This window comes from Mycobacterium sp. E136, assembly GCF_001666865.1.
Classification (GTDB): Bacteria; Actinomycetota; Actinomycetes; order Mycobacteriales; family Mycobacteriaceae; genus Mycobacterium.
In genome coordinates this window covers 1-10,920 of record NZ_LZJE01000129.1, presented here as the reverse complement: position 1 = coordinate 10,920, position 10,920 = coordinate 1, and the positions used below count along the sequence as shown (strand labels likewise).

General features: G+C 66.2%; 12 protein-coding genes and 2 pseudogenes. 3 read left to right on the top strand and 11 right to left on the bottom strand.

Annotated features, from left to right (window positions below):
* The 7 genes from tuf to A5698_RS08820 form a co-directional block, all read right to left on the bottom strand.
* The coding region (tuf, locus tag A5698_RS08850) for an elongation factor Tu (protein ID WP_068295603.1) at window positions 1–909 on the bottom strand (909 nt) is incomplete at its 3' end.
* A gap of 169 nt (window positions 910–1,078) precedes the next feature.
* Complete coding sequence (gene fusA, locus A5698_RS08845) at window positions 1,079–3,184, bottom strand: elongation factor G (protein WP_084792338.1); 2,106 nt, start codon at window positions 3,182–3,184, stop codon at window positions 1,079–1,081.
* 73 nt (window positions 3,185–3,257) lie between these two features.
* A complete protein-coding gene (gene rpsG, locus A5698_RS08840; RefSeq protein WP_067090928.1) occupies window positions 3,258–3,728 on the bottom strand; it encodes a 30S ribosomal protein S7 in 471 nt (156 codons plus the stop codon).
* Window positions 3,728–4,102, bottom strand: a complete 375-nt coding sequence (rpsL, locus tag A5698_RS08835; RefSeq protein WP_064345572.1) for a 30S ribosomal protein S12 — start codon at window positions 4,100–4,102, stop codon at window positions 3,728–3,730. The genes rpsG and rpsL overlap by 1 nt, the downstream gene beginning before the upstream one ends.
* A 333-nt stretch (window positions 4,103–4,435) precedes the next feature.
* On the bottom strand, window positions 4,436–5,023 hold the full coding sequence (locus A5698_RS08830) for a TetR/AcrR family transcriptional regulator (protein WP_068295601.1): 588 nt from the start codon (window positions 5,021–5,023) through the stop codon (window positions 4,436–4,438).
* 65 nt (window positions 5,024–5,088) lie between these two features.
* On the bottom strand, window positions 5,089–5,616 hold the full coding sequence (locus A5698_RS08825; RefSeq protein ID WP_068295607.1) for a DUF3558 domain-containing protein: 528 nt from the start codon (window positions 5,614–5,616) through the stop codon (window positions 5,089–5,091).
* 2 nt (window positions 5,617–5,618) lie between these two features.
* Entirely contained in the window at window positions 5,619–6,152 is a 534-nt protein-coding gene (locus A5698_RS08820; protein ID WP_068295599.1) for a DUF3558 domain-containing protein, read from the bottom strand.
* An 87-nt stretch (window positions 6,153–6,239) separates the two neighbouring features.
* Here A5698_RS08820 and A5698_RS08815 point away from each other — a divergent pair, with 87 nt between their 5' ends.
* Window positions 6,240–6,674 carry a DUF3060 domain-containing protein gene (locus tag A5698_RS08815; protein ID WP_068295597.1) on the top strand — a complete coding sequence of 145 codons (435 nt, stop codon included), beginning with the start codon at window positions 6,240–6,242 and terminating at the stop codon, window positions 6,672–6,674.
* A gap of 2 nt (window positions 6,675–6,676) precedes the next feature.
* On the top strand, window positions 6,677–7,084 hold the full coding sequence (locus tag A5698_RS08810) for a DUF3060 domain-containing protein (RefSeq protein WP_068295595.1): 408 nt from the start codon (window positions 6,677–6,679) through the stop codon (window positions 7,082–7,084).
* Window positions 7,085–7,094: 10 nt separating this feature from the next.
* On the opposite strand, the gene A5698_RS08805 is transcribed toward A5698_RS08810, so the two are convergent.
* The 4 genes and pseudogenes from A5698_RS08805 to A5698_RS08790 form a co-directional block, all read right to left on the bottom strand.
* Window positions 7,095–7,859 (bottom strand): crotonase/enoyl-CoA hydratase family protein, encoded by a 765-nt coding sequence (locus A5698_RS08805; RefSeq protein WP_197506716.1) that lies wholly within the window; start codon window positions 7,857–7,859, stop codon window positions 7,095–7,097.
* On the bottom strand, window positions 7,856–8,614 hold the full coding sequence (locus A5698_RS08800) for a PaaX family transcriptional regulator C-terminal domain-containing protein (RefSeq protein ID WP_068295593.1): 759 nt from the start codon (window positions 8,612–8,614) through the stop codon (window positions 7,856–7,858). Before A5698_RS08800 ends, A5698_RS08805 begins: the two co-directional genes overlap by 4 nt.
* Entirely contained in the window at window positions 8,614–9,552 is a 939-nt protein-coding gene (locus A5698_RS08795; RefSeq protein WP_068295591.1) for a crotonase/enoyl-CoA hydratase family protein, read from the bottom strand. Before A5698_RS08795 ends, A5698_RS08800 begins: the two co-directional genes overlap by 1 nt.
* A gap of 86 nt (window positions 9,553–9,638) precedes the next feature.
* A pseudogene (locus A5698_RS08790) lies at window positions 9,639–10,721 on the bottom strand (acyl-CoA dehydrogenase family protein); the annotation flags it as partial.
* On the opposite strand from A5698_RS08790, the pseudogene A5698_RS27900 reads away from it, so the two are divergent.
* Window positions 10,644–10,920 (top strand): annotated as a pseudogene (locus A5698_RS27900) (hypothetical protein); the annotation flags it as partial. The pseudogenes A5698_RS08790 and A5698_RS27900 overlap by 78 nt on opposite strands.

Sequence of the window (10,920 nt, the reverse complement as noted above, 5' to 3'; positions counted from 1 at the left end):
CGGCGTGGTGGTGCCGGGCTTCACGACGACCTGACCGCGCTCGACGTCCTCGCGCTTGATGCCACGCAGCAGCAGACCGACGTTGTCGCCGGCCTGGCCCTGGTCGAGCAGCTTGCGGAACATCTCGACACCGGTGACCGTGGTCTTGGTGGTGTCGGGGCGGATGCCGACGATCTCGACTTCCTCGTTCACGTTGATCACGCCACGCTCGACGCGACCGGTGACCACGGTGCCGCGGCCGGTGATCGTGAAGACGTCCTCGACGGGCATCAGGAACGGCTTGTCGGTCTCGCGGACCGGATCCGGGATCGACTCGTCGACGGCCTCCATGAGCTCCTCGACGGACTTGACCCACTTCTCGTCACCCTCGAGCGCCTTGAGCGCCGACACGCGGATGACCGGGGCGTCCTCGTCGAACTCCTGGGCGGCCAGCAGCTCGCGGACCTCCATCTCGACGAGCTCGATGAGCTCCTCGTCGTCGACCGCGTCGGCCTTGTTCAACGCGACCAGGATGTAGGGCACGCCCACCTGGCGAGCGAGCAGCACGTGCTCACGCGTCTGCGGCATCGGGCCGTCGGTCGCCGCGACCACCAGGATCGCGCCGTCCATCTGGGCGGCGCCGGTGATCATGTTCTTGATGTAGTCGGCGTGACCGGGGGCATCGACGTGCGCGTAGTGGCGCTTGTCGGTCTGGTACTCCACGTGGGAGATGTTGATCGTGATGCCGCGCTGACGCTCCTCAGGCGCATTGTCGATCTGGTCGAATGCGCGCGACTCGTTCAATTCGGGAAACTTGTCGTGCAGCACCTTGGTGATTGCTGCGGTCAGCGTCGTCTTGCCGTGGTCAACGTGACCAATGGTCCCGATGTTGACGTGCGGCTTCGTCCGCTCGAACTTCGCCTTCGCCACTGTGTGGTCCTCCTGGACTGTGTTGGTGCTTGTCTAAAGCAGTGTTGATCTTTGCAGTTGTTTCTCGCCGCGGTGACGACGGGTCTGAATTACTGCCCCGTCGCCTTCGCGCCATTCATGGCTCGGCTCCGGCTCAGCTCCGATCCTCGGGCCTGGCGGCCCTCGATTCTCACTGACCCGTCGCCTTCGCGATGATCTCCTTCGACACGGCCGCCGGAACCTCGGCGTACGAGTCGAACACCATGGAGTAGTTTGCCCGGCCCTGGGTCTTCGACCGAAGGTCTCCGACGTAGCCGAACATCTCCGACAGCGGTACCTGCGCCTTGACGACGCGGGCACCCGATCGCTCCTCCATGGCCTGGATCTGACCACGGCGGGAGTTCAGGTCACCGATCACGTCACCCATGTAGTCCTCGGGTGTGGTCACTTCGACCGCCATGATCGGCTCGAGGATCACGGGCTGGGCCGCCTGCGCGGCCTTCTTCAGCACCTGTGAACCCGCAACTTTGAACGCCATTTCCGACGAGTCCACCTCGTGGTAGGCACCGTCGAGCAGAGTCACCTTGAGGTTCACCAGCGGATAACCCGCCAGCACGCCGTACTGCATCGCGTCCTGGGCGCCGGCATCCACCGACGGGATGTACTCGCGCGGGATGCGGCCACCGGTGACCTTGTTCTCGAATTCGTAGGTCGCGCCGTCCTCGCCGGTGAACGGCTCGAGGTCGATGAGCACCTTGGCGAACTGGCCGGAGCCACCCGTCTGCTTCTTGTGGGTGTACTCGACCTTTTCGACCTTGCGCTTGATCGTCTCGCGGTAGGCCACCTGCGGCTTGCCGACGTTGGCCTCGACCTTGAACTCGCGCTTCATCCGGTCGACGAGGATGTCGAGATGAAGCTCGCCCATGCCGCCGATGACGGTCTGGCCGGTCTCCTGGTCCAGGTGGACCTTGAACGTCGGGTCCTCCTCGGCCAGCTTCTGGATCGCTGTGCCGAGCTTCTCCTGGTCGCTCTTGGTCTTCGGCTCGATGGCCACCTCGATGACCGGGTCCGGGAACGTCATCGACTCGAGCACGATCTGCTCGTTGGCGTCGGACAGGGTGTCACCGGTGGTGGTGTCCTTCAGGCCGATCACGGCGTAGATGTGCCCCGCGGAGGCCCGCTCGACCGGGTTCTCCTTGTTGGCGTGCATCTGGAACAGCTTGCCCAGCCGCTCCTTCTTGCCCTTGGTGGAGTTGATCACCTGGGAGCCGGACTCGACCGTGCCCGAGTAGACGCGCACGTAGGTCAGCTTGCCGAAGAACGGGTGCACGGCGATCTTGAAGGCCAGCGCCGAGAACGGCTCGTCCACCGACGGCTTGCGGCTGATGGCCTCGTCTTCCTTGCCGGGCACGTGACCCTGCACCGACTCGACGTCCAGCGGCGACGGCAGGTAGTCGATAACCGCGTCGAGCATGGGCTGCACGCCCTTGTTCTTGAACGCGCTGCCGCACAGCACCGGGTACAGCTCGGAGCTGACGGTCAGCTTGCGGATCGCGGCCTTGATCTCGGCAACGGTGAGTTCCTCGCCGCCGACGTACTTGTCCAGCAGCTCCTCGTCGGTCTCGGCGACCGTCTCGAGCAGCTTGGTCCGGTATTCCTCGGCCTTCTCGGCGAGCTCGGCCGGGATGTCCTCGACCTCGTACTTCTCGCCGAGGGCGGTCTCGCCGCGCCACACCTTGGCCTTCATCTCGACCAGGTCGACGATGCCGATGAAGTCGTTCTCCGCGCCGATCGGCAGCTGGATCACTAAGGGAGTCGCACCCAGCCTTTCTTGGATGGTGCGCACGGTGAAGTAGAAGTCCGCACCGAGCTTGTCCATCTTGTTGACGAAGCAGATGCGCGGCACGTCGTACTTGTCGGCCTGGCGCCAGACCTGCTCGGACTGCGGCTCGACACCTTCCTTGCCGTCGAAGACGGCCACGGCACCGTCGAGCACGCGAAGGCTGCGCTCCACCTCGACGGTGAAGTCGACGTGGCCGGGAGTGTCGATGATGTTGATCTGGTTGTCGTTCCAGAAACACGTGACGGCCGCGGAGGTGATGGTGATCCCCCGCTCCTGCTCCTGCTCCATCCAGTCCGTGGTCGAAGCGCCGTCGTGCGTCTCACCGATCTTGTAGTTGACGCCGGTGTAGTACAGGATGCGTTCGGTCGTCGTCGTCTTGCCGGCATCGATGTGGGCCATGATGCCGATGTTGCGGACCTTGTTCAGGTCGGTAAGCACGTCCTTCTGTGCCACAGAAGTCTTCTCTCTCGCTTGGTAGTTGCTGTGTGGTCATTGCGCCGGCGGCAACACTGCACGCCGGCGGCTATCACCAGCGGTAGTGCGCGAAGGCGCGGTTTGCCTCGGCCATCTTGTGGGTGTCCTCACGCCGCTTAACGGCGGCACCCAGGCCATTGCTGGCGTCGAGGATCTCGTTCGCCAGGCGCTCGATCATGGTCTTCTCGCGGCGGGCCTTGGAAAAGCTGACCAGCCACCGCAGTGCCAGCGTGACCGAGCGATCCGGACGCACCTCGACGGGAACCTGATAGGTGGCGCCACCGACGCGACGGCTGCGAACCTCGAGTGCCGGCTTGACGTTGTCCAGAGCGCGCTTGAGGGTGACCACCGGATCGGTGCCGGTCTTCTCGCGGGCCTGTTCGAGCGCACCATAAACAATGCGTTCGGCCAGCGATTTCTTCCCGTCCAGCAGAACCTTGTTGACCAGCTGGGTGACCAGCTGCGACCCGTAGACCGGATCGTTGACCAACGGACGCTTGGGTGCCGGTCCCTTGCGCGGCATCAGCTCTTCTCCTTCTTCGCGCCGTAACGGCTACGCGCCTGCTTGCGGTTCTTCACGCCCTGGGTGTCCAGGGAGCCGCGGATGATCTTGTAGCGCACACCCGGCAGGTCCTTCACACGGCCGCCGCGGACCAGCACCATCGAGTGCTCCTGCAGGTTGTGGCCCTCGCCCGGGATGTAGGCGGTGACCTCGACCGCGCTGGTCAGCTTGACGCGCGCGACCTTCCGAAGTGCCGAGTTCGGCTTCTTCGGGGTGGTCGTGTACACGCGGGTGCACACTCCGCGGCGCTGCGGGCTGCCCTTGAGGGCCGCGGTCTTCGCCTTCGCGGGCTTGTCGTGGCGACCCTTGCGGACCAGCTGCTGGATGGTTGGCATCTACCGGCTTTCTGTGTTGCTGCTTCTTAAGTTCTGGTCAAGTCTCTGTACTGCTGTTTTGCCCCGGTTGCGTACCCCGCGACCGGGTGTGTCGCACGCGCCCGCCCGAAGCAATTCGAAGGCATTGCCTCAATTCTCAGAGCATGGCGACATGCGAATTGGCCCGGCGTGCAGGCACGCTCAGCGGGTCCCTTCGGTAAACGCACCCGCAAAGCGCCTTATCTGCCAGGCACGATCGTCCACAATACCAGCACAGGGGCAGCGCTCCAAACCCGTCGGCTGCGCCCTAACCGCAGGTCAGGTTACCTTCTCCCGGATGGCCGGCACGCGCAGCTACCGGCGCTCCATCCCGGACGCCAACCGCATCACCATGTCGCTGTACACGGCGTCGGCGTCGATACCCTCCATCGCCCCGGTCATCTCCAGCAGCACGAATCCGTGCATGGCCGACCAGAACTCCAGCGCGGCATAGAACGCGTTCTCACCCTCGAGACCGTAGGACGCCAGGACCGCGATGACGGGCGCCGCGGCCGCCCGGGTGGCCTCGGTGAATTCGGGGTCGTCGCCGCCCAGCGGCATCCGGGTGAACGCCGAATAGCGCCCCGGATGGTGATGGGCATAGCTGCGGTAGGCGCTGGCCATCGCGGTCACCGCATCGTCGCGGGTGCGGCCCTCGGCGACGTTGGTGAGCATGCCGATGATGTCGCCGACGACGCGCATCCGCACCGTTCTGCGCAGGTCCTCGAGGCTGTTGACGTGGTTGTAAAGCGACGGCCCCTTGGTGCCGAGCTGGGTGGCGAGCGCGTTGATCGTCAGCGCGTCCCAACCTTCACGGTCCAGGAATGTCAGTGCGGCGTTGACGATCGATTCGCGACTGAGCCGGGGCGCTCTCCTGGCGGGCGTGCTCGAGGGCTGGGCCATGCGCGCTTCGCCCCCTTGCCGTCGTCGATTCCCGGAAAAAACTAACACCTCTAGTTCCCTTCGAGTCAGTTGACGCGCTCTTGGCTGAGCTCGGCGAGCTGTTCGGTGATCGAGCACAGATCCGGCAGTGTCGCGGGGTTCATCGTCTGGATGGACCACGTGATGACGTCGCCGTCCTTGGCCACATAGAAACTACAGGCGTTCGCGTCGAACGCCTTGAAGCCCTTGTTGCCGTCGACGGACAGTTCGGTCAGCGTGCGGCCGGCCTGCTGTTCGAGCGTCCGCTCGGTGTCCATGTCGCTGCCGCGATACCACCAGGTCGAGATGCCCATCCCGGCGCCGACGGTGCCGAACACCGTGTTCTCCTGCCAGAAGCAGCCCGCGTCGCTGACGACCGCCTTGGTGAACTCCTCCGAGCCGACCGCCGCGGCGATGTCTGCGTCGGTGATGCCGTTGCAGTCGCCACTGCGGAATCCGCCGCCGGGCTTGGCGGTCGGTGAGGACGTCGGTGACTCGTCGGACGACCCGCAAGCTGTCAACAGCGCGGCGCACGCGGACAACGCGGCCAGTCGGCGAATCCACCGGGCGGACACGGTCACATCTCCGATTTCAGGGTGGCCGACAACAGCTTTTGCGCCTCCTGGCACGGATCGCCGACGCGCTGATCGCGGAACTGCACCCACCAGCTGAGGACTCCGCTGCCCGCCGCGGCGGTGACCGAGCACGCCGCGCCGGTGATGTCGCGCCGAGCCGCGAAGGCCGGGTGGCGCTCGATGTCCGTCTCGGTGATTTGCGCGCCACGCTCGTCGGCGAGCGCGCGCTCCCGGTCGAGGCTTCCGTGCTCGAACCAGGAGTACGTCGCGTCGATCGTCACGTCTCCGCGAAAGAGGACGTACTGACAGACCGCACCGCTGTAGGGCCGCACGACGTTCTCGGCGGCCAGGATCTCCTGGACGGTCTCGTCGTCGAGCAGCCCGCAGCGGTCGTCGACGTAGCCGTAGTCGCGGTCGGGATCGGGGACGCCGGGGGTGGCGCGCTGCGCGGTTCCGTTGACGGTCTCAGCACACCCCGCCACCGCCACCACCGCTACGACCGCCGCGACAGCAATCGGACCGAACCGCGAATGCATCGCCGCTCACGCTACCCAGCACAACCGTTAATAGCGACTCGGGTGAACCATCCCAACAGCGCAACGCGGCAACGTACGCTCTTGTCCATGATGTGGACTGTTGCAGCCCGATCACTTGCGGCATCGGCCACGGTGTTTCCGCTGATCCTCGCCGCTCCCGTCGCGCAGGCGGAGCCGGTGGTCTGCAACCCGTTGTTGCGTCAGTGCGCCGACAACAGCGTCGTCGGCGCGCACCGGGGAACCGACACCACAATCACGGGCATCGGCATCGTCGACACGATCGACTGCGCCGACTCCACCTTGCTCGTCAACGGCGCGAACAATCGGATCACCACTTTGGGGAACTGTTGGGCGGTGACGATGCAGGGCAACGGCAACGTCGTCGTCGCCGACAACGTGATCAACGACATCACGGTGTACGGCTGGGATCAGACGGTGTTGTACAAGAACGGCAACCCGCTCATCTTGGACCGTGGACGCGAATTGGGGATGACCAACCGCATCAACCGGGTACCCGCATGAGCATGCGCGCCACATCCATCGCCTATCCCCTCGTCGGTGCTGCCGCTGCGGCGCTTCTGCTCGCCGGCTGCGGATCCGAGAGTTCCGACACCAACACCCCGACCGCGACGGCGGGCTCGTCGGGCGCTCAGGTCGAAGTCGGCAACACGATCAACTACGGCTCGTTCGGCACGACGGCCGACATCGACTGCGCCGACGGGAAATCGCTGAACATCGGCGGGTCGAACAACACGCTGACCGTCAAGGGCGCCTGCGCGAACGTGAACATCGGCGGCGCCGACAACAAGGTCACCTTCGAGAAGGTCGACAAGGAGATCAGCGTCGTCGGTCTCAACAACACGGTGACCTACAAAGACGGCGATCCGAAGGTCAACGACACCGGCAACAACAACAAGATCTCCAAGGGCTGATCAGGCGCTCTCAGGCGCTCGCGCCGTGCCTGCCCGCACCGGCGGCGAAACGGGCGGCCCCTTCTAGGGATTCGGCGGCGACGCGGGACATGCTGCCGAACTCGAAGTCCATCGCCTCGGCCTCCGAGCGGCCCCACTGGTTGAGCGCCGATAGCCGGTCGGCGCGCATGCACTGCTGCGGCAACCCGGCCAGTTCGGCGGCCAGTTCCTCGGCCCGTTGGCGCGCTTCACCTTTGGGCACCATGCGATTGGCCAGGCCCATAGCCAGGGCGTCGGGCGCGTCGACGGCGCGGCCGGTCAGGATGAGATCCATTGCGCGGCTGTGGCCGATGAGTCGTGGCAGCCGCACGGTTCCGCCGTCGATCAGCGGTACGCCCCAGCGTCGGCAGAACACGCCCATGATCGCGTCCTCCTCGACGACGCGCAGATCGCACCACAACGCCAGCTCCAGGCCGCCGGCCACGGCGTATCCGCTCACGGCGGCGATCACCGGTTTGGACAACACCATTCGGCTCGGCCCCATGGGCCCGGGTCCGCTGCGATGCACCGGATTGGCGTCCGGTGTTCCGAACGCCTTGAGATCGGCTCCTGCGCAGAATGTTCCGTTGTCACCCCACAGCACCGCGACGGCGGCCGAGTCGTCTTTGTCGAACTCGTCGAACGCCGCGTACAACTCAGCGGCCGCCGGACCGTTGACGGCGTTGCGTGCTTCCGGGCGATTCATGATCACCGTCGTGACGGCTCCGTCCTTCTCGACGCGCACTCCACCGGTCATGTCGCCTCCATCAGTTGGTCACGTCGCGTGAGTGACGATCGAGTACTGTCGCGCCGCGCGGACAGCTCCGCGGCGAAGTCGTTGTAGGCCTGACGCAACGCGGCGCCGGGCCAGCCGTCGGGCAGCAGTTCTTCCGGCAGCACCGGGTCGGTGAGCAGGTGGCGGACGATCGCGGCCGCCACGGCGAACCGCGCGGGTACATCTGGCGCCGAAGCGATTTCGTCGAGCAAGGCCCGACCCGTGCACGCCCACGCGGGTAGGTCCCACAATCGCGCCGCCAGCTCTGCGGGCTCGGCGTCGCGGGCCACGAGCACGCGCACGCGTTGCAGGGCATCCGGCGGTAGCGCCGTGTCCAGGTTGTCGGGCCGCAGCCACACTCCCTCGCGCAGTTCGGCGAACCGGCCGTCGTGCAACGTGCTTCGCAGACCGGCCCTGGCCCGGGCGTCGGTGCCGACGCTGGTGATCACCACTGTGGTCCAGTCACCCGTCCACGGACGCAGCCGCGGATCGATCGCGTCGTCTTGACGGCGTTGACGCGCCATCAGACGGTCCGACAATCGGTAGCCGTCCTCGGACCGCACCAAATCGCCTGCGCTGACCATCCGCGTCAACGCGACGCGCACCGTTGACTCCCTGATGCCGAAATCGGCGGTGAGCCTGATGAGCTCGCTTGCGGTGGCCCAGGCCGGGTGCGCGCCGAGCAGCACGCTCAGCACGACGGAGCGAGCCGGCATCCGCGACAGCGACTTCGGCATCAGACCCCGGAGGCCTTGCGGCCGTAATCGTCGAACGGTTGGTCGCGCTGGCGAACGGCTTCGCGGAACCCCTGCTCGCGTGACAGCGCGACGAATGCGTGCCCTTCCGGCGTGTGCCGGGCGATCCCGTCGAACACCGTGGAGATCATCGCGCTGTTCGCGGTGCCCTGGTTGTACAGCGCCGAATTCATCGCCAGCTTGACCATGATGAGCTGGTTGACCGGAACCCGCGCGATGCGCTCGACCAGCCGTTCGGTGCGCTCGTCGAGATCCTCGGGCGCCGGTGCCTCCACCGCGAGCCCCCATTCGGCGGCCTGCACGCCGGTGATCGAATCACCGGTCAGCAGAAGGCGTTTGGCTCGCTGGTCCCCGAGCCGATGTGCCCACATGCCGGCTGCGGGCACACCCCAAACGCGGGTGGGCGGGTAGCCGATCTTGGCATCGGCGGCGGCGATCACCTGGTCAGCGTGCAGCGCGATGTCGGTGCCGCCGGCGATGCAGTAGCCGTGGATCTTGACCACTGTCGGCTTGTCGCAACGCATCAGGCTGGAGAAGCCGCGGACGAACCGGCTCATCATCTGGTAGTCGATCATCGGATCCCACGGCTGGTCGGGCCGGCTGTTCTCCCCCTGCGTCCTGCCGGACAGCACCGTGTCACGGTAGGGGCTGCCGCCTCCCGCCGACGACGAACCCTCCGCGTACGCCGAGAGGTCGAAACCGCCGCAGAAGCCGTCTCCCCGACCGGAAACGAGGATCACGTGCACATTCGGGTCGAGGTCGGCCCGCTCCACCAACGCCGACAGTTCCAGCGGCGTGTCCGCGACGATCGCGTTGCCCTTCTCCGGACGGTTGAACGTGATGCGGGCGACCCGGTCCGTGACCTCGTAGGTCATCGTCTTGAGGTTGTCGAAGTCGACCGGCCTGATCGCGTGCGTCATCGTCGCCTCACCTCACCCTCGCGAGCAGACGCAAAAGTGACCAAAATCCCGCGAAAAGGGGCAGTTTCGCGTCTGCGCCGGAAAAGTCATCCCTTGACCAACGCGCGCTCGATGATCGGCGCGAGGTCGAGCCCGGTGGGAAGCGTTCCGAACGCGCCGCCCCAGGCCCCGCCCATCCGGGTGGTGAGAAACGCCTCCGCGACCGCGGGGTGTCCGTGGCGCACCAACAGAGAGCCCTGCAGTGCGAGGCTGATGTCCTCGGCGACCTTACGGGCGCGGTACTGGATGGTTTCGAGATCGCCGAGCGCGGGGCGCAGCGCCTGGACGTGGGCGTCGAGACGAGGATCGGCGCCCGTCGTCTGACCGAGTTCGTCGAACAGCACGTCGATGCATTCCGGACGAGTGGCCATGGCGCGCAACGTGTCCAGCGCACTGACGTTGCCCGACCCCTCCCAGATTCCCATCAGCGGCGCCTCGCGGTAGAGCCTCGGCATGCCCGACTCCTCGACGTAGCCGTTGCCACCCAGGCACTCCATGGCCTCTCCGGCGTGCGGGGTCGCGCGCTTGCACACCCAGTACTTGCCCGCCGCCAGTCCGATGCGCCGCAGCAGCGTCTCGCGCTCGTCACCGCGCACCGCCGCGTCGGTGGCGCCGGCCATCCGCATCGCCAGGATGGTCGCCGCCTCGGCCTCGACGGCGAGGTCGGCCAGCACGTTGCGCATCAGAGGCTGGTCAATCAGGTACTCGCCGAACGCCTTTCGGTGCTGAGCGTGGTGGATGGCGCGGGTCAGGCCGTTGCGCATACTCGTCGCGCTGCCCAGCGTGCAGTCCAGCCGGGTGAGGTTGACCATCTCGATGATTGTGGGCACGCCGCGGCCTTCCTCCCCTACCAGCCACGCGGTCGCACCGTCGTATTCCACCTCGGACGAGGCGTTGGCATGGTTGCCGAGCTTGTCCTTGAGCCGCTGCAGGAACATGCGATTGCGGCTGCCGTCGGGCAGGACCCGCGGCAGGAAGAAGCACGACAGCCCCTTGGGTGCTTGTGCCAGAACCAGGAAGATGTCGCACATCGGCGCCGAGGTGAACCACTTGTGGCCGGTCAGGCTGTAGCTGCCGTCGGCGTTCGGCGTCGCCTGCGTGGTGCCCGCGCGCACGTCGGACCCGCCCTGCGAGCCAACCCCGAACTCGCCAAGGTCTACGAACCACTGCTGACCAGCCGCCAATACGACCCCGAACTGAAGGTGCCCACCACCAAGGTCGGCATCACCGCGGGTATGTCGATGACCGAGAAGCAGGGCGGGTCCGACGTGCGCGCGGGCACCACGCAGGCGACGCCGAACGCCGACGGCAGCTACAGCCTGACCGGCC